Raw genomic sequence first — 23,822 nt, forward strand, 5'->3', positions numbered from 1 at the left:
ACAAAGATACAATTTTATAAGAATTTAATTAGATTTATTAGTATTTTTAGACTCTAGAAACTACCAAGAATTGAAAGACACAGCAAAACATCAAGGACTTAGAAACCAATTAGCTACTGTATTAAATGCAAAAGGCATTACAGATAAAAATGTATTAAAAGCAATTAAAAAAATCCCAAGACACCTTTTTATTGACTCTAGTTTTGAGTCTCATGCTTATCAAGACAAAGCTTTTCCTATTGCAGCAGATCAAACAATTTCTCAGCCTTATACTGTTGCATTTCAATCTCAAACTTTAGACGTTAAAAGCGGAGATAAAATTTTAGAAATTGGTACGGGTTCGGGTTATCAAACCGCGGTTTTATTAGAACTAAATGCAGAAGTATATTCCATTGAAAGACAACGAGAGTTGTTTAAAAAAACCTCTTTATTTTTGCCTAAATTAGGATATAATCCGAAGAAATTTATTTTTGGTGATGGTTATAAAGGTTTGCCAGAGCAAGCGCCTTTTGATAAAATTATAGTTACTGCTGGTGCGCCATTTGTTCCAAAACCTTTAATGTCTCAATTAAAAGTAGGAGGAAGGTTGTTAATTCCGGTTGGTGATGAAACTCAAATTATGACTTTGTTCATAAGAAAATCTGCCAATGAATTTGAAAAACACGAATTAGGGGATTTTGCTTTTGTACCAATGTTGGAGCAAAAAAATTAAATGCATTGTTTTATTGCTCCTAAAGAGCCATGCTTAGTAGGAATAAGTTCATATACACAATTAGGTAGCAAATTATCAATGTATCTGTGAGAAACAAAAAGTATAGTTGTGTCACTTTCTCTTACAATTTTATGAATTAAAGACACAACGATAGCAGTTCCTTGGTTATCTAAATTAGTCAAAGCTTCGTCCAAAATTAACAAAGGCGGATGTTTAATCATAGCCCTAGCAATTAAAACCAAACGTTGTTTTGCTGTAGTTACGTTTTTAAAAGCAATCTCTTTTTCACTTTCTAAACCAAGTACTTTAACCCATTCTTCAGCCAATTTAATTTGTAAAGTTGTAGGTGATTTATAGAGACCAATACTGTCAAAGAAACCAGATATGACCATTTCTTTTACAGTTATTTGTCTTTGAAATAACTCTAACATCGCCAGACTAAAGTATCCTATTTTCTCTTTTATTTCCCAAACACTTTCTCCAGAGCCTTTTTTCCTGCCAAATAAATAAACTTCTTGTCCGTAAGCTTTTACATTATTGCCATAAATCATAGACAAAATAGTTGTTTTTCCAGAACCATTTGGTCCAATTAATTGCCAGAATTCATTTTTATTAATGGTCCAATTTATCTTGTTTAAAATACAGTTATCACCGTAATGTATTGTTACATTTTGTAGTGATACTAACTGATTTGGTATATTTTCATAAAAAGTGATAGGTTTAGGAATTGTACCTTTAAAAACAAAATCACTCTCTTTAAAAGTATATTTTCCTATAGGACTACTTGATAAAAATACATTATTTTTAATTTCTAAAACGTGCGTAATTATTGGTAAAATTTCTTCTTTTCTATTAAAGATTTGAATTAAAATAATTTCTGAAGACAGTTTTATAAGATTCTCTTTTAAGTCTAAAACTGCATTAAGATCTAAGCTATCAAAAGGACTGTCTAAAATTAAAAAATCGGGTTTTTGTTCAATTAAATAGTTGAGCACTCTTTTTTTTTGTTCTCCACTAGAAAAAGTACGAATACCTCTGTTCTCTTTAAAAGTTAGAGTTTGTGCATCGTATCTTGCTTCATTTTCTATAAACTTATCTAAAACTGTAATAGAAAATAAAAGTCCTTTTTTACCTTCTAAATTTGGTAAAGAATGGGCACCGGTTAAAATGTTTTCTACCAAAGTACTTTTAGCAGAAAGGCTCTCATTTTTAATAGCAAAATGGGTTTTCTCCATAATTTTTTTAATAATTTATTGAAGAAATTTTATTCTAAAATTAACTCTGGCCTTTCCCAATAAGCAGTTTTCCCAATTAAAGTAAAGCCTATGTATCCTCTAATCTTAAGTTTGTTAGCTCCTTCAAGTTTAATGCAGCATTTATACGCTTTCCCATTTCTTGGTTCTAATACTTTGCCTCTAGACCATTGGTCACCATCTTCTTCTAAGCCTGTTAAAATATTCAAACCTAAAATAAGTTTGTTTTTATTTTTCCTTCACACAAATCGCAAACAGCATTTTTTCTGTCAGGATTTTTAATCTCTATAATTTTTGCAAATGCTTTGCCCTTTTGATCATAAACTTCAATTACAGAATCACTTTTGCCCGTAACATCATTTCTTGAATTCCATGTTCCAAAAATAGCTTACGCATTTATAGAAAAGTTAATTGTAATTAGAAGGGCTGTTAAGATTATTTTTTTATGTTTTAACTATTTAGAGTTTATGAATTACAATATTTTTTAGTTTGATAAACGATTCAATAGTCAAACGAAAAAATGTGTTAATCATATTTAGCATTAAAATTAGAATCCCATTTTCCTTGAACTTTTAAAACTTGTTCTATAATATCTCTAACACAACCTTCGCCACCTTTTTTGTATGAAATGTATCTAGATATTTTTTGAATTTCTGGTGCAGCATCATTTGGGCAACAAGATAAACCAACCAATTTCATTACTGGATAATCTGGTATGTCATCACCCATATACAAGATATTTTCAGGTTTTAGGTTGTGCTTTTTAATCAATTCGTTGTATTGATGAATTTTATTATGTGCGCCTAAATAGATATCTTTAATACCTAGATTTGCTAAACGAGTTTTTACACCTTCATTCGTTCCGCCAGAAATAATACAAACGTTATAACCTTTGTCTACAGCAGTTTTTAAAGCATAACCATCTTTAATATTCATGTGTCTTATGAGTTCTCCATCAGGCATAATCGTGACCATCCCATTTGTAAGAACGCCATCTACATCAAAAATTAAAGTATTTATATTGGGCAATAATTGTTTGTAACTAATTTCCATATTTTATTTTATAAAACTTCTCGACTACGCTAGAAGTGACATTGTTAGTTTGTATTAGGTTTAATCAATTGAATTTTGGATTGATTTTGTGAGAATTTTATAAATTTTCTGTTGATTTGAATTCAACAAATTTAAATGATTTTTTATTGTTTTTTGATCATTTCTAATCGCTGGACCTGTTTGCGATTTTTCTGGTGATAAATGCGCAACTTTTGATGCTGTTTCTTTAATTAATGGTTGTAAAATCTCAAAAGGAACATTGTTTTCTTTGCAAATATCATTCCCAATTTTGTACATGTGATTTGTAAAATTGTTCACAAAAACAGCAGCAGCATGTAAGGTTTTACGTTGTTTAGAATTTATGTTATAGATTTTTTTCCAATCGATTTTGCGAGTGTTTCCAATAATTTATAGTCATTTTTATTTTCTGCTTCCAAACAAAAAGGAACTTCCTTAAAATCGACTTTTTTATCCATGGAAAAAGTTTGTAACATGTAAAAAATTCCTTTTTTAGTATTGTTTTTTAAATCGCTTAAAGAAACACTACCTGAAGTATGAACCACAAAATTATTTGTAATTTTTGATGAAACTTCTGCAATTGCATCGTCAGAAACTGCAATAATTGTAACATCCGCTTGCGGAACCCTGGTTAAATCCCTAGAACTGATTTGTGTAACTTTTATTTTATCAATATGATTAAAGGCATTTTGTAAATGAGTTGCTACATTTCCTTTTCCAACAAGTAAAACTGATATCATAAAACGAAGATATTGCTTTTTTGTAGAAACTAATCAATCGATTTCCTTAATTTTGCTGATATAAATTTTTTTAAATGAATAAAAGTAGTAAACTAGGAATAAATTCAATATGCGTTCACGTTGGTGAAGTAAAAGACGAACAATTTAAAGGTGCAATTTCACCAATTTATATGTCGACTTCCTATGCTTTTGACGGAGTAGATGTAAAGCGGTATCCGCGTTATTTTAACACGCCAAATCAAGAAATGTTATGCAAAAAAATTGCGGCTTTAGAGCGTACAGAAGATGCTTTGATTTTTGGTTCAGGAATGGCGGCAATTTCTAGTGCGATGTTGGCTTTTTTGAAAAGAGGTGATCACGTAATTATTCAGCAAGTAATTTATGGAGGAATGTATAATTTTGTAGTTACTGAATTTAAAAAATATGGTATTGAGTATTCGTTTACAGAAAGCGATAAAGCAACCGATTTTAAAGCTTTAATTAAAGAGAATACCAAAATTTTATATATTGAAACTCCTTCAAATCCTTTATTGGGAATTACAGATATGCGGGAAATTGCCAATGCTGCAAAAGAAAAAAATATCATCACAATGATTGATAATACGTTTGCATCACCGATAAATCAAAATCCTGTTGATTTCGGAATTGATATTATTTTACATTCTGCAACAAAATATATGGGTGGTCATTCAGATATTTCTGCAGGAGCAGTTGCAGCATCCAAAGAACATATTGAGCAAATTTGGAAAACCGCTATTAATTTTGGAGGAAATTTAAGCGATCAAACGGTTTGGTTGTTAGAGAGAAGTTTAAAAACGTTGAATCTGCGGGTAAAAGAGCAAACTAAAAATGCTCAAATTATGGCAGAATATTTTGAAAGTAATACTAATATTGATCGCGTTTATTATCCAGGATTAAAAAGTCATCCGCAGTATGAAATTGCAAAAAAACAAATGAAAGGTTTTGGTGCCATGTTGTCTTTTGAATTAAAAAAAGGAATTGATGCGATGAAATTTCAAAATAGTTTACAGTTGATAAAACCATCGATGAGTTTAGCAGGCGTGGAAAGTACTACTGTTAGTCCGACGCAAACGACACATGCTTTATTAAGTGAAGAACAGCGTTTAGAAAGAGGAATTAAAGCAGGATTAATTCGTTTTTCGGTGGGAATTGAAGAAACAGACGATTTAATTGCCGATATAGAACAAGCCATAAAAAAAGCAACCAATTAGTTGGTTGTTTTTTTAATATTGTGGCATTAAAAGACTCTTTTTAAATAGAAATGATGTCTATTTGTACTTCTGAATATTTTTTTTCTGATGTAAGAGGAAGTAATTATTGAATTAAAATTGATACATAGGATATATGAAATTAGATATTTTAGCTTTTGGTGCACATCCAGATGATGTAGAATTAGGTTGTGGTGCAACTATTGCCAAAGAAATTTCTTTGGGTAAAAAAGTAGGGATTATAGATTTAACAAGAGGAGAGTTAGGAACTCGTGGTTCTGCGGATTTAAGAGATAAAGAGGCGGCAAATGCTGCGGGAATATTGGGTGTTTCTGTTCGTGAAAATTTAGGTTTTGCGGATGGTTTTTTCACTAATGATAAAGAGCATCAATTAGAAATTATAAAAATGATTCGCAAATATCAGCCAGAAATAGTGCTTTGCAATGCTATTGATGATCGACATATAGATCATCCCAAAGGAAGTAGTTTAGTTTCTGATGCTTGTTTTTTAAGCGGATTGATAAAGGTTGAAACACAATTAAAAGGGGTATTACAGGAAAAATGGCGACCAAAATTAGTATACCATTATTTGCAATGGAAAAGTATTGAACCTCATTTTGTTGTCGATGTCACTGGGTTTATGGATGTTAAAACAAAATCGATCTTGGCGTATTCGTCTCAATTTTATAATCCTAGGAGTAATGAACCCGAAACACCAATAACAAGTAAGAACTTTATAGACAGTATTCATTACAGAGCAAAAGACCTTGGAAGATTAATTGGTGTGGATTATGCAGAAGGCTTTACCACAGAGCGTTACGCAGCTGTTGAAAATTTAAGTAAATTAATCTAATATTTTCTTTCATAGAAAAAGAAAAAACAATTATATTTGCACCCGAAATTATATGGTGGTTGTAGCTCAGTTGGTTAGAGTATCGGTTTGTGGTACCGAGTGTCGCGGGTTCGAGTCCCGTCTTCCACCCAAAAACAAAGTCTTCTCAGAAATGAGAAGACTTTTTTTGTATCCAGAAAGTATGGAAAATTTATGAATAATAGTTATTTTAGGTTATTTAAAGACTCTATTACTTCGTTTCTTTTTCTTACTGAAACCGGAATGTTACTTTTATCTTTTAAAATGAGATATCCACCATCAGATTTTATAAACTCTTTTATATACTTGGTGTTTATTAAATGACTTTGATGAACTCTCGAAAAACCATGCTCTTTTAACATATCAGCAAAATATTTTAAAGTTTTAGAAACCAGTATTTTTTGACCGTTTTCTAAATAGAAAGTTGTGTAATTATTGTCTGATTTACAACGGATAATTTCTGATAGTTGCACAACAATTATTTTTTCGGATGTGTGTAAAGATATTTTTTGATTGGTTGAAACAGGATTTTTTATAGCTTCTTGCAAAACAGCTATTTGTTCTTTATTTGGTTGAATTTGCTCTTTCGCTTTTGCAATAGAATTTGCCAAATCTTCATTGGAATATGGTTTTAAAATATAATCAATGGCAGCAAATTTAAAAGCTTTTATTGCATAGGCATCACTTGCAGTAACGAATATTATTTTTGATTGTAAATTTGGCACGATTTCTAACAGATCAAATCCAGTTCCATCGCCTAACATAATATCTAGAAACAAAATGTCAGGTTTTTGTTTTTGTAATAATTTAGCTGCTTCAATTACACTCGTTGCTTTTCCAATAATTTCTATTTCTGGATGATTTTTTTCAATATCAGCGCACAACATTTCTAATGCTACAGGAATATCATCCACTACAATCGATGTAAGTTTTTTCATTTTAAGCTTTTTTTTCTAAATTAAAAACAGTTATTTCTGGCCTTACATTAAATCGTACAGGATAGATGCATCCTAAAGCTCTATTAATATAAAGCGTTCTTCCATCATTTAAATCAATTTCTCCTGCACTATATTTTTTGTTTTTTACGGGTAGAATTGGTGGATTTAAAAAAGGAGGTTTTACTTGACCGCCATGCGTATGGCCAGATAAAATCCAGCCCTTGTAATTATTCCAAATGTTTAAATCACAAACATCAGGATTATGACATAGCACTAAATTGGCATTTGTAGGATTGTGTTTGACCATTATTTTTTTTGGATTAAAATTTAATCCCCAAAAATCATCCAAACCAATAATCGTAAGTCCGTTAAAATTAAATTCGGCATTACTTAAAATTTTAACTCCGGCATTTTCAACAATTGAAGTAATTGTATTCGCAACTTTTTGTTCTATCCAATTATGTCCATAATCATGATTTCCTAAAACGCCAGCAGTTCCTAATTTTCCAATAACAACATGTTTAAAAACTTCTTTTAACTGAGCAAATTGTTCTTCAGAATCGTAAGAAACGAAATCTCCAGTATACACCACAAAATCAGGATTTAATTTTTGTGCTTTTTTAAAAGAATCTATTATATATTGATAGTCAAACCGATTACCAACATGAATATCACTAATTTGAATGAGTGTTTTACCTATTAAATTTTCTGGTAAATTTTTAATTGGCATTTTTTTATGCACAAACTCAAGCCAATAGGGTTCAATTTGCCAAGAATAAATTCCGCCTAAAAAACCGACACCAAGAGCTCCAAAGATTGTCTTTTTAATAAATTTTCTTCTTTTCATTAATAATCTGTTTTTAACGGAATTTTAAACCAAACTTTTGTACCTTTTATGATTGAATCTGCAACAATTTCATCAATAGAAAATGAATTTTTCATTGAAAGATGTTGAATTCTTTCTTTGGATACTTTTAATGCTAGAGAATCATGATTTGAATTTATTTTTTCTTTTTTTGATTGATGAATTCCTATTCCGCTATCAACAATTGAACAATTTAAAAAATGATGTTTTACATCAAAAGAGATGGTTATTTTTCCTTTTTGATTCGCTTGAATTCCGTGCTTTATAGCATTTTCTATAAACGGTTGCATTAGCATAGTCGGAATTAAAATCTCCTCAATATCAATATTATTTAGGTTTGTAATTATATGATATTCAAAGGTTTTAGAACTCATTTTTTGTTCTAATTCAATATAGTTTTTTAAAGATTCTATTTCTTCTTTTAAACTAATTTCATCTTTTCTAGAGTTGCTTAAAATACTTCTTAACAAGATTGAAAATTGAGAAATAGTCGTGTTTAATTCTTCTGTCTTTCCTGAGTTTCCGAGGGCTTTAATTCCGTTTAAAACGTTAAAAATAAAATGCGGATTCATTTGTAGCTGGAGCGCTTTCTGCTCTAAAAAAATCAAATGATTTTTTAATTTTAGCTTGTTAATTTTCTCTTTATTTTTTTATTGATATTTCTGATGTAAAAATTCAACAGAAAATATCCAGCTAATAAAATTAAAATAATTGTCACGAGAATAAATTCTGTTTTTCTGTATAGCGGTGTTTTAATTTTAAATGAAAAATGTTTTATCTCACTTAAATTTTCATCAATTTTAGATTGAATTTCAAAAGTATACTTGCCAGCATTTAAGTTTGCAAACTGCACAGAATTACTTGAAGACCAAGAAGAAAATTTACTATTCAATTTATACCTATATTTTACTTTTTGATAATTTATTAAATCAACAGTTTTAAAATTGAAGGAGATATTATTTTCTGAGGGTAAAAAATTGATGGATTTGTTACTGTCTAAAAGTGAATCTACATTTTGATTATTTACTATTAAATTTTCAAAATAAACAAGAGGTTTATTATCCTTTAAATTGATTGATTCCTCATTTTTAAGACGATATAAACCTTTATTTGTTGCAATCCAAATAGTGTTTTGATTGTCTTTATAAACAACATTGATCGCATCGGTTTTTAAAGAATTGTATTTGTTTATTTTTTGTTTGAATGAAAAGGAGGGAAGTGTAAAAATTTCAATTCCGTTTTTACTAGAAGTTACCCAAATTTCGTTTTTAAGTTTTTTTACGGATGTTAAATTTTCTTTAGTTGTAATTGTTTTTTCAACCGAATTTATATCAATAGTTTTTAATCCATTTCTAAAAGTAGCTGCAATAATTTCATCTTGAAAACTCGTAAGAGAAATGATGTTATCATTATTTATTTTTTCAATTTTATTCGGATTTTCTAAATGATTCAGTTTCCATAAACCCTTATTGGTTCCAATATAGAAAGCGTTATTTGCAAAAAGTAAATCGTTAATATTAGCCGTATCAATTTCTTTCTTTATTTTAATTGGTTGTAAAGAGCCTTTTTTTATGCTATAAATACCTTGAACAGTTCCAACAAAAACTTCTTCTTTAAAAAAGAAAGTTTTCAACACTTTTTTAGATTCTAAAAATTTTTCTTTACTGCGTTTTTTAATAAATAAACCGTTTTCTAAACCGATATAAATGAAATTGTTTGTAGTAGCTAAATTGGTGGTTTTATATTTGGTTATTTGTGTAAAATCATCGCCATCAAATTGTAGAATTCCTTTGTCTGTGGCAATCCATAAATAGCCAGTTTCATCTTGCTTTACATCAAAAATAATATTGCTAGGCAAACCATCATCAATTGTGAAAAGGCGTAAATTATTTTGTTGAGCAAAAACATTTACAAAAACCAACAGAAAAAAAATGGGCAGATTTTTTTTGTAAAACATCATAGTACAAACTTACTAATTTAAACGTCATTACACAGAATTTTGTATAATGACGTTTGTTAAATTTATTTTCCTTTTTCACTTAATTCATTGCATATAAGCGCTTGTTATTGGTATCTGGTTCAATATGTTGCAACTCACCATAAGGTTTAATTAAGGGTTTTAAAACGATTAAACCAGTTGTATTTCCAGAAATTGTAAGGCTGCTATTTTTAATTGTATAAGTCCATCTAAATTTATTTAAAGGAATCTGTAGTTTTACAAAATCTGCATATAAACTTTCTTTTAACTGAATAAATTGGATGATTTCTTCTTGATTTTCAAAACTTGGAACTTCATCATCAGAATTATGATAATCCAATTCAAACTTTACAGGAATCGAAAATTGGGTGGTATATGCTTCGCCAATATAACGTTCTTTCTCGTTGTTTAAAGCATCATACCAATCGATGTCTTTTTCTTCTGGATATTTTTTAGCTATTTCTTTTGATAAATCTATTTTTCCTGGTGAATTGGCCGTTGGATAAAACACATAAAATGGTTTTGCTAAATAGTGTTTGGTAAACTCGCCATCAAAAATTGAAAAGTAAGACGAAGCGATTATATTTGGCAATTCATTTGAGCAAAAAGCATCTTTAAATGCATTCATTAATTCGATGTTTTCACCTAAACCATTTGCATGAAAAATAATTTTAGAATTTGCATTTACACTTTCTTTTAAAGTTGGTAAATTTCCTTTTGTAATATTTTTACGTACCGATTCTGCGGTTACTTTTTCACCTTTAATTATGGTTTCTAAAGTCATTCCTTTATAAGGATTACTTTTGTTTACGATATGAATTTCTCCATAAGGATTTTCTGATTCATTCTTATTTAACCAAGTAATTACTTCTTCTAAAGAATATTGATCTTCTACAATTTCAAATTCTTTTTCTTTAAAATAGGTTCTTGCATTGTTGTAAAAAGTTTTATCACCTTTATCAAAACCAGTGATAAAAACAATGGGCTTTCGTGTAATTATTTTTTCTTTAACAGTATGCTCTAAATTGTTGTGGATTACTGAAATTGCTGTTTCATTTTTTTTAATTGTTGATGTTCTATCGCAATTTATAAAAACGCTTGAAGTTAAAATGATAGCTGCTGCAAATACTGATTTTCTAAATACTTTGTTCATGATTTCTACTTTTTTAGGTGTTAATACACTGTAAAAGTAAAACTGAACTTGAGGTAAATTATTACTGTTTTAGAATTCGTTAGAGGTGAATTAGAATTCGTTGAATAATTAGAAAACAAGAATAATATTTTTAATTCCCTATGAGTTACTCAGCAGGTTTAGCCCAGATTGAACGGTCTGTTTGAGCTCTTTTTTATTCCTTTTTAGGATAAAAAAAGCGAGTAGTGAAAGCAGGAAATAGCTTCTAGAAATAAACCATATTTTTAAACTGAATTTATAATTTCTCTGCCAAATACTTCGCTGTAAATGATGTTTTATTTTTTGCTAAATCCTCTGGAGTTCCTTGAAAAATAAGATTTCCGCCCTTCTTACCACCTTCTAAACCTAAATCAATAATGTAATCTGCACATTTTATCAATTCAATATTGTGCTCAATTACAATAATGGAATGTCCTTTATCAATTAAGGCGTTAAATGACGCCAATAATTTTTTGATATCATGAAAATGCAAACCAGTTGTTGGTTCATCAAAAATAAACAAGGTTTTGTCTTTGGTAATTCCTTTTACTAAAAAGGATGCCAATTTTATACGCTGCGCTTCACCGCCAGAAAGTGTAGATGAAGATTGCCCTAATTGCACATAACCCAAACCAACATCTTGCAAAGGTTTTAGTTTTTTAGCGATTTTAGAGACTAAGTTTTCAGAGAAAAACTCAACAGCATCATCTATTGTAAGATTTAAAATATCGTCAATCGATTTTCCATTAAACTTAACTTCTAAAACTTCTTTTTTGAAACGTTTTCCATTACAAACATCACATTCTAAATGAACATCTGCCATAAATTGCATTTCTATGGTAACAATTCCGTCTCCTTTACAAACTTCACAACGTCCGCCTTCAACATTAAAAGAAAAATGTTTGGGTTTATAATTTCTGATGTTCGCTAATTTTTGATTAGAAAATAAAGCTCTAATATCATCATAGGCTTTAATATAAGTTACCGGATTTGAGCGAGAAGAACGCCCGATAGGATTTTGATCTATAAATTCTACGTTTTTTATATCTTCAAAATCGCCTTTAATTTCTGTATGTTGTCCGACTTTATCTCCATATCCAGTTAGTTTTTTTTGCATGGACGGATATAAAATACTTTTTACCAACGTACTTTTTCCAGAACCAGAAACTCCAGTAATTACAGTTAAACAATTTAGCGGAAACGTAACGTCTATATTTTGTAAATTATGCTCTCTAGCACCAATAATTTGAATACTTTTTTTTGAGGTTCTTCGTTTTTTAGGAACATGAATTTTTAAATCCTCATTAAGATATTTAGCTGTTAAAGAATCAGATTTTAAGATTGCCTCAAAATTTCCTTCTGCAACAACATGTCCGCCAAATGTTCCAGCTTCTGGACCAATATCAATAATATAATCAGCTTCTTTCATGATGTCTTCATCATGTTCTACAACAATTACTGTGTTGCCTAAATTACGTAAATCTTTTAAAACTTTTATCAATCTTTCGGTATCTTTTGGATGCAAGCCAATACTTGGTTCATCTAAAATATACATAGAACCCACTAATGAACTACCTAAAGAAGTTGCCAAGTTTATACGTTGACTTTCGCCTCCAGAAAGTGTATTAGAGGTTCTGTTAATTGTTAAATAAGACAGGCCAACATCCGTTAAAAATAGTAACCGATTATTGATTTCTGTTAATAAACGTTTTGCAATTTTCTCATCGTATTTATCTAGTTGTATGTTTTTGAAAAACACCGATAATTCATCCAAAGGAAGTGTTACTAAATCAGAAATTGTTTGTTCATTTATCTTTACATAATTGGTTTCTTCTCGCAAACGTTTGCCATGACAAGTGGTGCATTTCGTTTTTCCACGATAACGAGAAAGCATGACTCTATTCTGAATTTTATAACTTTTTTCTTCTAAAGCTGAAAAGAAATGATGAATTCCGTTAAAAGATTTGTTGCCATTCCAAACCAATTCTTGTTGTTTTGCTGATAATTGAAACCAAGGTTTATGCACAGGAATATCAAATTGATACGCAACCGCAATTAAATCTTCTTTATAATGAATGTAAGAGGGTGTTTTAAAAGGAAAAATACAATCTTCAAAAATGGATAATCCGGTGTTCGGAATCACTAAATCTTCGTCAATTCCGATGACATTTCCATAACCTTCGCAAGTTGGGCAGGCGCCATAAGGATTGTTAAAACTGAATAAATGTGTGTTAGGTTCTAGAAAAGACATACCGTCTAAATCGAATTTATTACTAAATTCAGTTACTTTGTTGTCTTCTAAATTTTCTATAAAACAAATTCCTTTTCCTTCAAAAAAAGCAGTTTGAATGGAGTCTGCCAATCTGTTGTAAAAATCTTCATCATCTTTCGTTACAACTCTATCAATCACCAAAAAAAGGGCTTCATTTTTATATTTATCTTGAGGAAAATCTGCAATTCTGTAAATGATGTCATTCCATTTTAAACGCGCATATCCTTGTTGTTCTAAAACTTGTAGCAAGGTTTTTAATTCTCTGTTTTCATCAATAATAATAGGCGCTAATAACAAAAGCTTCGTTTTATCATCAAACTTTTTTATAAAATTAACAACATCAGAAACCGTGTCTTTTTTAACTTCTTGATTCGAAATAGGTGAGTAGGTTCTGCCAATTCTGGCGTATAAAAGTTTTATATAATCGTAAATTTCTGTGGATGTGCCAACCGTAGAACGTGGATTTGTAGAATTTACTTTTTGTTCAATAGCAATTGCAGGAGCAATACCTTTAATGTAATCTACTTTTGGTTTGTTTAGTTTTCCTAAAAACTGACGCGCATAAGAAGATAAACTTTCTACATAACGCCTTTGACCTTCTGCATATAAAGTATCAAACGCTAAAGTAGATTTTCCAGAACCAGAAAGACCTGTAATTACAACCAATTTGTTTCTTGGTATAACAACATCAATATTTTTTAAATTATGGAGTCTTGCTCCTTTAATAATGATGTTTTCTTTCGGATTTACTGTAGAAATGTCTGCTTTCATTTATAAAAAATATAAGCTATAAAAATACCATTATTTTTAACCACTAAAAAAAAGATTGATATGGAATTTGTTAAATTAGTTGTTAGATGAAAAAATATTTATATATTTGAGAACTTAACAATCACAAAACAAGACGCATATAGTTAAAAATTACTTTTTAAATTATTGATAAATAAATCAAAAAGAGAGAATCTTTTCTTTCTTTAAAGGGTAGTTATGATGCGTATACAAAAAAAAACAGATAGCAGTCTAATAAAGGGTTATATAGAAGGTAATGAAGCTTTTTTAGAAATTTTAATTAAGAGACATCAGCAGCGTTTATATAGTTTTATTTATAGTAAAATTAAGGACAAAGACCTTACCGAAGACATTTTTCAAGATACTTTTATAAAGGTGATAAAAACCTTGAAAAAAGGTAATTATAATGAAGAAGGTAAGTTTTTACCATGGGTAATGCGCATTTCTCACAATTTAGTGATTGATTATTTTAGGAAAAATAACAGAATGCCTAAATTTAAAAATACAGACGATTTTAATATTTTTTCTGTTTTAGGTGATAACAGCCTAAATGCCGAAAAACAGTTGATACAAGATCAGATTTATGAGGATGTTCGAGAGCTTGTAAATGGTTTGCCAGATGAACAAAAAGAAGTTTTAATTATGCGAATATATAAAGACATGAGTTTTAAAGAAATCAGCGAAAATACTGGAGTTAGCATTAATACTGCATTGGGAAGAATGCGGTATGCATTAATAAATATGAGAAAATTAATAGAAAAAAATAAAATTATTTTAGTGAATCAATAATAAAAGTAAAAAAGCATCGTTAATAATTTATAACCAGTAGATTAAATAACTTTATATGATGCAACTTTACTCAAAAAAGTCATCTGATTTTCAGGTGCAACCTAAAAAAGAAACAGTTCAATTTTTGATTAATTTTTCCAAATCTTTAACGTTTGTAAAAACGAAATCAAAAGGTCTCATTGAATTGAATTTGAATTAAGAGAGGAAAAGCTTCAACATTAAAATGTTGGAGCTTTTTTTATGATTTTTTTTAAGATACTTGAGAGAATCTCAATATTTCTCTGTGAAATAACCTTCTAAACGCTCGTGTCATTTGTGAAAATCCTTGTCTATTTCTTATTCTTATAATACGTATCTAAAACAGACTTTCTGCCAATAGTTTTGGTGATAATATCATTCTCCAAATCCCAACCTCTAGCCGGCGAATACTCTCGTCCGTACCAGATAATTTGTAAGTGTAAATCGTTCCAGATTTCTTTTGGAAATAATCGTTTAGCATCTTTTTCAGTTTGAGTAACATTTTTTCCGTTGGTTAAATTCCAACGCCACATTAATCTGTGAATATGAGTATCCACAGGAAAAGCGGGCACACCAAAAGCCTGACTCATTACAACACTTGCGGTTTTATGACCAACTGCAGGAAGTTCTTCTAAACCTTCAAAAGATTGCGGAACTTCGCCGTTATATTTATCAATTATAATTTTTGACAAACCGTAAATCCCTTTGCTCTTCATTGGCGATAATCCGCATGGGCGAATAATTGCTTTAATTTCCTCTACAGACATTTTTATCATATCGAAAGGATTATCCGCTTTAGCGAACAACAAAGGTGTAATTTTATTTACACGAATATCTGTGCATTGAGCGGATAATAAAACAGCAATTAATAAAGTATAAGGATCTTTATGATCTAAAGGGATCGGGATTTCTGGATACTTTTCTTGAAGTGTATCAATTACAAATTGTACTTTTTCTTGCTTTAACATGTCTACGTTTTGATAATTACAAAGGTACACGTTGCAACTTAATTTTTTGTGTAAGTTTTTAGGGATTTATTTTAAGACTTTGTAACTTGCCTACTTTATAACAATTAAACTCAATAAAAAATGACATCATTAAAAATAGGAGATTTAGCGCCACAATTTGAAGCGAAAGACCAAGAAGGAAATACGGTAAAATTAACAGATTACGCTGGTAAAAAATTAGTGTTATTTTTTTATCCAAAGGCAAGTACACCAGGTTGTACTGCAGAAGCGTGTGATTTACGAGACAATTACCAATCTTTTTTAGCAAAAGGATATGAAGTTTTAGGTGTGAGTGCAGATTCTGGAAAAAGGCAACAAAATTTCATCAATAAAAACGAACTTCCTTTTCCGCTTTTAGCAGATGAAGATAAAGCAGTAATAGAAGCTTTTAATGTTTGGGGACCTAAAAAATTTATGGGTAAAGAATATGACGGAATTCATAGAACTACTTTTGTAATTGATGAAAAAGGAATTATAGAAGATATTATTTTAAAAGTAAAAACGAAGGCACATGCTCTGCAAATATTAAGCTAAGCTCATATTAAACCGTTTTTAATTCCAAAATTTATTAATTCGGGCGCATTTTTAGTATTTGTAATTTCGAATAATTATCTTTTATGATAATGGAAATTTTACCAAATTAGGTCTAGCTCTGTCTTTTTAATAAAGAAATAAAATAATTATTTTTTTAGCAATACTTTTAATTTTGATTATTTCTACGGATTGATTTATCAATCCGTTTTTTTTAAAATGTCATGCCCACTTTAAAATTTAAAACTCTACCTGTCATGTAATTCGGAATTCCAAATTGGGTTTTAGAATACACATCTCTAACCCAAGTATTGGTAATAGAGTTCTGAATATCGAACATATTAAAAAGTTCCAAGCCAGCACTTAATTCTTTAAATTTTGATAGCCAACCTGCAGAAAACTGTTTGTTAGCATCTACAAAAATGTAAGAAACACCCAAATCTGCACGTTTGTAATCTCTTAAACGTTCTTGAAATCGATATACATCTGCATACGCAGGCGAACCTCCAGGAACGCCCGTATTATAAACTAAATTTAAATATGCTTTTAAATCTGGTAAATTTGGCACGTAATCTTGAAACAAAATTCCGAATTTAATTCGCTGATCAGAAGGTCTTGCAATAGAACCCCTTTTATCTATGTTCTCTTCGGTTTTTAAATATCCTAAACTTACCCAACTTTCACTTCCAGGAACAAACTCCCCATTTAAACGAACATCAAGACCAGTTGCAAAAGCAGTGGTAACATTATCTGCTCTGTAACGAATTCTAACGTTATCAATCGAATACGCATTTACATCAAATAAATCTTTATAATAAACCTCTGTAGTTAGCTTAAAAGGTCTTTCCCACATTTGAAAACTATAGTCCATTCCTGCCACATAATGAATTGATTTTTGCGCTTTTACATCCACATTTACATCACCATCAAAATTTCTTAATTCTCTGTAAGAAGGTGGTTGTGCATACAATCCGCCAGAAAACCGAAACAACATGTCTTTTTTCCAATTTGGTTTGATTGCAAATTGAGCTCTTGGACTAATAATTGTTTGATTTTTAGATTGGATTCCGTTTCCTGTAACTGACCAATTTTGAGCCCTAATTCCTAAATTATAGAAAACTTCATGACTATCCCAAAAAGAGCGTTGATTAAATTGCACAAAGCCAGAAACCCTATTGATTGCAACATTGTTATCTTTTCTGATGTTTTGGAACGGCGTAATTTCGCCTTCAAAAGGTTCGTATGGCTGATTGTTTGAGGAGTGAAAAGGAGGTCTTACAGAAAATCCTAAGGAATCAATAATTTCCCATTCTCTAATTCTGTCTTTAATATCTTCTTTCTGATATTTTGCGCCAAAATTCCATTGAGTTTCACCGTTTTTGATAGTTCCTTTTACTTGAATATTGGATATTAAAGCATCTAAATCATTACGAGCATGATTTAATTGAGAGCCAATTCCTTGAGAAAAATCTACTTCACCAAAATTTTGAGAACCAATATTTGCATCTACTTCACCTAAATTGTAAGCAGCAGCAATATCAAAATGCTCTTCTTCTTGAGTATTATATCGAGAAGCGGTTGTGGTTAGCGTAAAATCATCAGTCACTTTATAATCTGCGGATAAAGCTCCAAATAGTGTTAAATATTTGTCTTTTTCCTGACCAGAATAAAAAACAATTAATTCTAACGGATTTGCAACGGTTCCAAACCTTGTTCTTCTACTTATTGGTTGATAATCGTAATTATTCAAAGAAAAATTTCCTAAGAAATTTAAGGATAGTTTTTCTGAGAAATCGTAGGATAAAAAGGTTTGTACATCAGTAAATTTAGGTCTAAAGTTGGTTTCAATTTGCTTGCTATTTACAAACAAACTATTATCTCTATATCGAACGCCGGTAATAGTACTAAGTTTATTGTTTAGGAATTGGCCTTCAAAAGTTACACTAGCTCCCAATAAGCTTGCATCTATTGTTGTGGCGGTTTCCGTAGGTTTTCTATACGTAATATCTAAAACGGATGATAATTTATCTCCATATTTTGCTTGAAATCCGCCGGCAGAAAAATTAATATTCTGCACCATATTAGAGTTGATAAAACTTAAACCTTCTTGCTGACCAGATCTAATTAAAAATGGTCTGTAAATTTCAATTCCGTTTACATATACTAAGTTTTCATCAAAATTACCACCTCTAACATTGTATTGCGTGCTTAACTCATTATTGTTATTGACTCCTGGTAAAGTCATTAAAATATTTTCCACCCCAGCATTGGGACCGATAATATTTTTTGCTTTATTAGCATCGATACTAATTAACCCTTCTGCTTTTTTTCTAATATCTTTTACAATAATCTCTTTTAATTCCTCTGTTTTTAAAGTTAAAGTAGGCGAGTAACGAATTGCATTTCTGCTAGCTGCAGTAATTATTTTGGTAAAAGTTCTGTAAGAAACATGGCTAAAAATTATGGTAATTTCTTCGTTAAACGGAATTCTAATAGAATAATTCCCTTCTTTATCAGTTACATCTCCTGTATTTCCAAACTTTATAGAAACTTTTTCTACAGGTTCATTTAGATTATTTTTTACAGTACCTTTTAAGATCGTTGTTTTTTGCGCAACTATAAAGCTAGGAATCAGTAATAAAAAGAAAAGTATATTTTTCACAAAAGTTAGTTTATTTGTTTCTTAAAGAACGTTGCAGAAAGCTCATTCGTATTTCCTACATTGTCTGAGACTACAATTTTAAAGATATGTTTGCTACCAACCAATTTTTTATCACTAAAATTATAGGTTAAAATATTTTTTTATGATTAAACTCCATTAATATCCATTCGTCATCGATGGTTGCTCTGTAGTTTTTGATGTCAGAACCAACATCAGCAATTTTTACTTTTAGAGTTTTAGAATTGCTAAGCCATTGTTGGTCTTTAAAATACAATAACTGTATAGTAGGTTTTTGCTTATCGGTCATTAATGTGTAATTACCTAAAGTTTTTGTTGTTGTATAAAAAGAGCTGTCTTTTTTTCTTGTATATTGATATCTTGGGTATCTTGGATACTCGATATTTGCGATATATAAGAACTGTTTTTCGGCTTCTGAATAGTTAGAAACATTAAAAGTTAGCGTATAACTTTTATCTAATGGAATTGTTGGTGTATGAATTTTAGCGATTCCTTTATCTATTTTAAAATCTAGATACACGTCCTCATAAAATGTTTTTTTTGGGAAAGCGATCGTAACATTTTCTACATTGAATTTATTAAAATTCTTTGCAACGATTTTATAGGCTGTTATGTTTTCTTGTTCTGTAAATATGGTATTACTTTTAGCACCAGCGACCGGTATTTTTATGGAACTTGTATTACCTTCAAAATCTTTAGCTATGATTTCTACAGTATAGTTTAGTGCTTCTTCGATGTTAATTTTACCATTATTTATCAAATTTTTGAAAGTAGATAATCTACTTCCAGTTTCTTTATAGGTCTTTTGATATTTCTGTTTGTATTTTTTATAGTACTCATAATCAATTAGTAAGTTTAAATATTTGCTTTCAGAAAATGAAAATTCTTCAACATCATGGTAATAAACTCGATTGCCATTTACTAACATTTCTAAACTAAATATTCCGTTTTTATTATTCGAATTATTAAATCGATCGATAACATTTACGCTAAAACCAATTGTGCCACTTGCTGTAATTCTATCTGCTGCGTATTTTCCTTTTTCAATATTTTTAAGAGGAATTTGAAAACTTTTTCTTTGTTGATTAATTCTTGAATCCGAATTTAAAGCATACACTTTTAAATCTTGAAAAGTAGGCGCAATAGTATCTTCAACTTTTAAACCAAAGAACAGCGGATTTATAACATTTTCTGTGATGGTGTTTCTTATTTCAAAGTGTAAATGTGGCCCACCAGAACCGCCTGTATCACCAGATAAAGCAATGATTTCTCCTTTTTGAACTGGAAATTCGGTTTCATTAAAATACAAATTACCAGTCTCATAATCTTCTTTCTTATATTGTACAGATATAACATGTGTTTCAATTTTATCAGCAAATTTGCTTAGATGCCCGTATACAGTTGTAAATCCGTTTGGATGCGTAATATAAATAGCTTTTCCGTATCCAAACTGTTGCACCTTTATTCTAGAAATATATCCTTCTGCAGCAGCTAAAACTTTTAAACCTTCTTTTTCTTGGGTTTTAATATCTAATCCCGCATGAAAATGATTGCTGCGTAATTCGCCAAAAGAACCAGATAAAAGTATTGGAATCTCTAAAGGAACACTAAAATAATTTTGAGGATATTTTTCTTGAGAAAAACATAAAAAATGAAATAATATAGAGGATAGTATTAGTGTTTTTTTCAAAGTTCAATTATTTTTATGCAAAAATAGGAAAAATCATCCTTTCTGTAATTGGTTTATTTTCAGATAATTAGTAAAAAAGTGATAAAATGTTGTAAAGTTTCAAACAGAATGTTAACTTTGTATTTATAGTTTATTCTAAAATTAAATATGAGTAATACGCTTGAAGCAATTCATTTACTGGAAGATAAGTTAAAAAACCTACTTTCAAATTATGAGTTTTTAAAAAATGAAAATCAAATTTTGCTTCGAAGTAGCACAGAATTACAACATCAAGTTTTAGAAAGTAGGCAACAATTAGTAGAACAAAAAAAAGATTTTAATCTGTTAAAAATTGCTAAAACTATTGAAGGCAGTGGTACAAATACAAAAGATACAAAACTGAAAATAAATACATTAATTAGAGAAATTGATAAATGTATAATTCAGTTACAAGAATAAAGTTCTTTAAATTGTGGAGAAACTAAAGATTAACATCGTAATTGCGGGTAGAACATATCCTTTAAGTGTGAACAACACGAAAGAAGAAGAAGGTATGCGTAAAGCAGCAAGTGCTATTAATAAGTTAATTTCTATGTACGAGCAAAATTATGCAGTTAGCGACAAACAAGATGTTTTAGCAATGTCTGCATTACAATTTGCATCAAAATTAGAAATGCTATCTTTAAATAAAAATGACACAAATGAAGAAGAAATAAAGAAATTAAATGAGCTTACTAATTTGGTAAGTAAACATTTAAAATAAGTTCATTAAAATACATTAACAAGACACTGCCTACGTTAGTAATTGTTTATTAAACTCAACACTATTCTATTATGAAGGATGAGTCTTAACTATTAAAGCATGCCTTTTCGCTTGAACTTGTTCAGCATTTTTAAAGGACCCTTGAAGAGTTAGTTAGTCCTATAAATATCATTTTGGAGTTTAAAAACCCAACTAACGTAGGCTTTTTTTTATACCTTAAATTTAAATTATGGATGGAATGATACTTCCCATTATTGTGGGAGTTTTTATAGGAATAGCTGTAGGTTTTATAATCTTTAAATCGATTGAAAAATCGAAAGGGAACAAAATACTTAGTAGTAAAAGAGCAGAGGCGGCTTCAATTTTAAAGGAAGCAAAAACTGATGCAGAAGCAATCAGAAAAGATAAAATTTTACAAGCAAAAGAAAAATTTATTGAATTAAAATCTGAGCATGAAAAAGTAATCTTATCAAGAGAAAAGAAGATTTTGGATGTAGAAAAAAGAATAAGAGAGAGAGAATCTAAAGTTGCTTCTGAAGTTGATAAAAACATACGATTAAATCAATCTGTAGAGCAAAAAGAAAAAGATTACACCTTTAAATTAGATTTTTTAGAAAAGAAAGAAGAGGATCTAGATAAAATGCACAAACGTCATGTAGATATGTTAGAGCAAATTTCTGGTTTGTCTGCGCAAGAAGCGAAAGTAGAGCTTGTTGCATCTTTAAAAGAAATAGCAAAATCTGAAGCAATGGCTTTTGTACAAACTTCGGTAGAAGAAGCTAAATTAACTGCAGAACAAGAAGCTAGAAAAATAGTTTTAGGAACTATTCAAAGAGTAGGTGTCGAGCAAGCCGTAGAAAATTGTGTATCTGTTTTTAACCTTGAATCGGATGATGTAAAAGGACGAATTATTGGTAGAGAAGGTCGTAATATTAGAGCTTTAGAAGCTGCAACTGGTGTAGAAATTATTGTTGATGACACCCCGGAAGCAATTATTCTTTCTTGCTTTGATCCTGTTCGTAGAGAAATTGCGCGTTTAGCAATGCATAAATTGGTTACAGATGGTAGAATACATCCTGCAAGAATTGAAGAAGTTGTTAAGAAAACAGAAACTCAAATTACCCAAGAAATTATAGAAGTTGGTAAAAGAACGGTGATAGATTTAGGAATTCATGGTTTACATCCAGAGTTGATTAAAACTATCGGACGAATGAAATATCGTTCTTCTTATGGTCAAAACTTATTACAACACTCACGTGAAGTTGCAAACCTTTGTGGAATTATGGCTTCGGAAATGGGTTTAAATGCTAAACTTGCTAAAAGGGCTGGTTTATTGCATGATATTGGTAAAGTTCCAGAAACAGAAAGCGAACTTCCTCACGCACTTTTAGGAATGCAATGGGCAGAAAAATACGGTGAAAAAGAAGAAGTTTGTAATGCAATTGGAGCTCACCACGATGAGATAGAAATGAAGAGTTTACTATCACCAATTGTTCAAGTTTGTGATGCAATATCAGGAGCAAGACCAGGTGCAAGACGTCAAGTTCTGGATTCATATATTCAACGTTTAAAAGATTTAGAAGAAATTGCTTTTGGTTTTCCAGGTGTTCAGAAAGCCTATGCTATTCAAGCTGGTCGTGAATTACGTGTAATGGTAGAAAGTGGTAAAGTAAGTGATACGAAAGCTGCTGAGTTGTCTTTTAGTATTTCTCAAAAAATACAAAATGACATGACCTATCCAGGACAAGTAAAAGTGACTGTGATTAGAGAAACTAGAGCTGTAAATGTGGCGAAGTAGTTTTCTATTAAAATATAGTTTTAAAAACCTTGAGTATATACTCAAGGTTTTTTTGTTGTTACTTTTAAACTAATGGTGCATTTAATCAAAAAAAGGTCTTTGGGATAACCACGTCTTAAACTACTTTTAGTTTTTAGATTCAATATACTAAGGCTCACAATACATTAGTTTAACTTCATATTTTTTGCTTTGTAGTTCATTATTAAATTAAATATACTACAAAATGAAACACAAATTTTTAAGTATTTTTTTAATATCAATATGAATTCTAGGACAGTCAAGATGGTGATATTTCTGATGGAGATATAATTTGGTGTTCAAAATTCGAACTTGGTGTAAAAATAGTACAATGCAATAGTCCTATTTTAGATAATGTTTCAGAGGAACTAACTCCTTGGTGGGAAGACGTAAATGGTTCAAAATATGATGATAAATCTCATTATTCTAGAGTGCCAATTATATAGGAATATCATTATAACTTAAAATATTTTTTAAGAACTTAAGAAAAATATTCTATTGGTAAACCTTTTACTTTTATAAAAGAGTAGTATTATAAAATTGAATTTCCATAAAAAAAGTTACTAAGAACGTTTGTTGTTTCTTAGTAACTTTTTTGTAATTTATAGGTAACTTTTTCCTCAAACTTACTTAGAAAATTTGCTATAGTACTAGTGTTTT

General features: G+C 29.9%; 20 protein-coding genes, 1 tRNA gene and 1 pseudogene. 9 read left to right on the forward strand and 13 right to left on the reverse strand.

Annotated features, from left to right (window positions below; genetic code table 11):
* Positions 1-70: 70 nt before the first annotated feature.
* A complete protein-coding gene (locus tag BST83_RS04760; RefSeq protein ID WP_104808801.1) occupies positions 71-712 on the forward strand; it encodes a protein-L-isoaspartate(D-aspartate) O-methyltransferase in 642 nt (213 codons plus the stop codon).
* Here the strand turns inward: BST83_RS04760 and BST83_RS04765 are convergent.
* The 4 genes and pseudogenes from BST83_RS04765 to BST83_RS04780 form a co-directional block, all read right to left on the reverse strand.
* On the reverse strand, positions 709-1,947 hold the full coding sequence (locus tag BST83_RS04765; protein WP_104808802.1) for an ATP-binding cassette domain-containing protein: 1,239 nt from the start codon (positions 1,945-1,947) through the stop codon (positions 709-711). The two genes, BST83_RS04760 and BST83_RS04765, sit on opposite strands and share 4 nt — an antisense overlap.
* 29 nt (positions 1,948-1,976) lie before the next feature.
* Positions 1,977-2,174, reverse strand: coding sequence for a DUF2147 domain-containing protein (locus tag BST83_RS20460; RefSeq protein ID WP_240614654.1), 198 nt, complete (start codon positions 2,172-2,174; stop codon positions 1,977-1,979).
* Positions 2,175-2,490: 316 nt separating this feature from the next.
* Positions 2,491-3,018, reverse strand: a complete 528-nt coding sequence (locus BST83_RS04775) for a KdsC family phosphatase (protein ID WP_104808803.1) — start codon at positions 3,016-3,018, stop codon at positions 2,491-2,493.
* 60 nt (positions 3,019-3,078) lie between these two features.
* Positions 3,079-3,776, reverse strand: a pseudogene (locus BST83_RS04780) (Rossmann-like and DUF2520 domain-containing protein).
* Positions 3,777-3,850: 74 nt separating this feature from the next.
* Between BST83_RS04780 and BST83_RS04785 the strand changes: the two are divergent.
* From BST83_RS04785 to BST83_RS04795, 3 genes are all read left to right on the forward strand, one after another.
* The gene (locus tag BST83_RS04785; protein WP_104808804.1) at positions 3,851-5,008 is read left to right on the forward strand and encodes a trans-sulfuration enzyme family protein; all 1,158 of its coding nucleotides are present in this window, start codon (positions 3,851-3,853) and stop codon (positions 5,006-5,008) included.
* A gap of 133 nt (positions 5,009-5,141) precedes the next feature.
* Positions 5,142-5,858 (forward strand): bacillithiol biosynthesis deacetylase BshB1, encoded by a 717-nt coding sequence (bshB1, locus tag BST83_RS04790; RefSeq protein ID WP_104808805.1) that lies wholly within the window; start codon positions 5,142-5,144, stop codon positions 5,856-5,858.
* Between the two features lie 54 nt (positions 5,859-5,912).
* Positions 5,913-5,988 (forward strand) — tRNA-His (locus BST83_RS04795).
* 73 nt (positions 5,989-6,061) lie between these two features.
* On the opposite strand, the gene BST83_RS04800 is transcribed toward BST83_RS04795, so the two are convergent.
* The 6 genes from BST83_RS04800 to uvrA all read right to left on the reverse strand — a co-directional run bounded on the left by BST83_RS04800 (position 6,062) and on the right by uvrA (position 13,871).
* Entirely contained in the window at positions 6,062-6,814 is a 753-nt protein-coding gene (locus tag BST83_RS04800) for a LytR/AlgR family response regulator transcription factor (RefSeq protein ID WP_104808806.1), read from the reverse strand.
* A 1-nt stretch (position 6,815) separates the two neighbouring features.
* The gene (locus BST83_RS04805; RefSeq protein ID WP_104808807.1) at positions 6,816-7,661 is read right to left on the reverse strand and encodes a metallophosphoesterase; all 846 of its coding nucleotides are present in this window, start codon (positions 7,659-7,661) and stop codon (positions 6,816-6,818) included.
* Positions 7,661-8,287, reverse strand: a complete 627-nt coding sequence (locus BST83_RS04810) for a sensor histidine kinase (RefSeq protein ID WP_302849445.1) — start codon at positions 8,285-8,287, stop codon at positions 7,661-7,663. Before BST83_RS04810 ends, BST83_RS04805 begins: the two co-directional genes overlap by 1 nt.
* A gap of 14 nt (positions 8,288-8,301) precedes the next feature.
* Positions 8,302-9,639 carry a two-component regulator propeller domain-containing protein gene (locus BST83_RS04815; protein WP_104808809.1) on the reverse strand — a complete coding sequence of 446 codons (1,338 nt, stop codon included), beginning with the start codon at positions 9,637-9,639 and terminating at the stop codon, positions 8,302-8,304.
* Between the two features lie 79 nt (positions 9,640-9,718).
* Positions 9,719-10,810 (reverse strand): hypothetical protein, encoded by a 1,092-nt coding sequence (locus tag BST83_RS04820; protein WP_104808810.1) that lies wholly within the window; start codon positions 10,808-10,810, stop codon positions 9,719-9,721.
* A gap of 274 nt (positions 10,811-11,084) precedes the next feature.
* Positions 11,085-13,871 (reverse strand): excinuclease ABC subunit UvrA, encoded by a 2,787-nt coding sequence (uvrA, locus tag BST83_RS04825; RefSeq protein WP_104808811.1) that lies wholly within the window; start codon positions 13,869-13,871, stop codon positions 11,085-11,087.
* Positions 13,872-14,090: 219 nt separating this feature from the next.
* Between uvrA and BST83_RS04830 the strand changes: the two genes are divergently transcribed.
* Positions 14,091-14,678, forward strand: a complete 588-nt coding sequence (locus BST83_RS04830; RefSeq protein WP_170062804.1) for an RNA polymerase sigma factor — start codon at positions 14,091-14,093, stop codon at positions 14,676-14,678.
* Between the two features lie 329 nt (positions 14,679-15,007).
* Here BST83_RS04830 and BST83_RS04835 read toward each other — a convergent pair whose 3' ends face one another.
* Entirely contained in the window at positions 15,008-15,664 is a 657-nt protein-coding gene (locus BST83_RS04835) for an endonuclease III domain-containing protein (protein WP_104808813.1), read from the reverse strand.
* 120 nt (positions 15,665-15,784) lie between these two features.
* On the opposite strand from BST83_RS04835, the gene bcp reads away from it, so the two are divergent.
* Positions 15,785-16,237 carry a thioredoxin-dependent thiol peroxidase gene (gene bcp / locus BST83_RS04840; protein ID WP_104808814.1) on the forward strand — a complete coding sequence of 151 codons (453 nt, stop codon included), beginning with the start codon at positions 15,785-15,787 and terminating at the stop codon, positions 16,235-16,237.
* 211 nt (positions 16,238-16,448) lie between these two features.
* Here bcp and BST83_RS04845 read toward each other — a convergent pair whose 3' ends face one another.
* Positions 16,449-18,896, reverse strand: a complete 2,448-nt coding sequence (locus BST83_RS04845) for a TonB-dependent receptor (protein ID WP_104808815.1) — start codon at positions 18,894-18,896, stop codon at positions 16,449-16,451.
* 127 nt (positions 18,897-19,023) lie between these two features.
* Complete coding sequence (locus tag BST83_RS04850; RefSeq protein WP_240614655.1) at positions 19,024-20,604, reverse strand: M23 family metallopeptidase; 1,581 nt, start codon at positions 20,602-20,604, stop codon at positions 19,024-19,026.
* Between the two features lie 147 nt (positions 20,605-20,751).
* On the opposite strand from BST83_RS04850, the gene BST83_RS04855 reads away from it, so the two are divergent.
* The 3 genes from BST83_RS04855 (at position 20,752) to rny (ending at position 23,144) form a co-directional block, all read left to right on the forward strand.
* Positions 20,752-21,042: a coiled-coil domain-containing protein gene (locus BST83_RS04855; RefSeq protein ID WP_104808816.1), complete on the forward strand. Its 291-nt coding sequence runs from the start codon at positions 20,752-20,754 to the stop codon at positions 21,040-21,042.
* Between the two features lie 13 nt (positions 21,043-21,055).
* Positions 21,056-21,346, forward strand: a complete 291-nt coding sequence (locus BST83_RS04860) for a cell division protein ZapA (RefSeq protein WP_104808817.1) — start codon at positions 21,056-21,058, stop codon at positions 21,344-21,346.
* Positions 21,347-21,575: 229 nt separating this feature from the next.
* Positions 21,576-23,144 carry a ribonuclease Y gene (gene rny, locus BST83_RS04865; protein WP_104808818.1) on the forward strand — a complete coding sequence of 523 codons (1,569 nt, stop codon included), beginning with the start codon at positions 21,576-21,578 and terminating at the stop codon, positions 23,142-23,144.
* Positions 23,145-23,822 lie beyond the last annotated feature (678 nt).

Origin of the sequence: Polaribacter filamentus, from assembly GCF_002943715.1 — a bacterium.
Taxonomy (GTDB): Bacteria; Bacteroidota; Bacteroidia; order Flavobacteriales; family Flavobacteriaceae; genus Polaribacter; species Polaribacter filamentus.

Bases quoted from the DNA above. Each gene is read 5' to 3' on its own strand.
- BST83_RS04765 (WP_104808802.1), bottom strand. From the start codon at position 1,947: ATGGAGAAAACCCATTTTGCTATTAAAAATGAGAGCCTTTCTGCTAAA.
- BST83_RS04775 (WP_104808803.1), bottom strand. From the start codon at position 3,018: ATGGAAATTAGTTACAAACAATTATTGCCCAATATAAATACTTTAATT.
- BST83_RS04785 (WP_104808804.1), top strand. From the start codon at position 3,851: ATGAATAAAAGTAGTAAACTAGGAATAAATTCAATATGCGTTCACGTT.
- bshB1 (WP_104808805.1), top strand. From the start codon at position 5,142: ATGAAATTAGATATTTTAGCTTTTGGTGCACATCCAGATGATGTAGAA.
- BST83_RS04800 (WP_104808806.1), bottom strand. From the start codon at position 6,814: ATGAAAAAACTTACATCGATTGTAGTGGATGATATTCCTGTAGCATTA.
- BST83_RS04805 (WP_104808807.1), bottom strand. From the start codon at position 7,661: ATGAAAAGAAGAAAATTTATTAAAAAGACAATCTTTGGAGCTCTTGGT.
- BST83_RS04815 (WP_104808809.1), bottom strand. From the start codon at position 9,639: ATGATGTTTTACAAAAAAAATCTGCCCATTTTTTTTCTGTTGGTTTTT.
- BST83_RS04820 (WP_104808810.1), bottom strand. From the start codon at position 10,810: ATGAACAAAGTATTTAGAAAATCAGTATTTGCAGCAGCTATCATTTTA.
- uvrA (WP_104808811.1), bottom strand. From the start codon at position 13,871: ATGAAAGCAGACATTTCTACAGTAAATCCGAAAGAAAACATCATTATT.
- BST83_RS04830 (WP_170062804.1), top strand. From the start codon at position 14,091: ATGCGTATACAAAAAAAAACAGATAGCAGTCTAATAAAGGGTTATATA.
- BST83_RS04835 (WP_104808813.1), bottom strand. From the start codon at position 15,664: ATGTTAAAGCAAGAAAAAGTACAATTTGTAATTGATACACTTCAAGAA.
- bcp (WP_104808814.1), top strand. From the start codon at position 15,785: ATGACATCATTAAAAATAGGAGATTTAGCGCCACAATTTGAAGCGAAA.
- BST83_RS04855 (WP_104808816.1), top strand. From the start codon at position 20,752: ATGAGTAATACGCTTGAAGCAATTCATTTACTGGAAGATAAGTTAAAA.
- rny (WP_104808818.1), top strand. From the start codon at position 21,576: ATGGATGGAATGATACTTCCCATTATTGTGGGAGTTTTTATAGGAATA.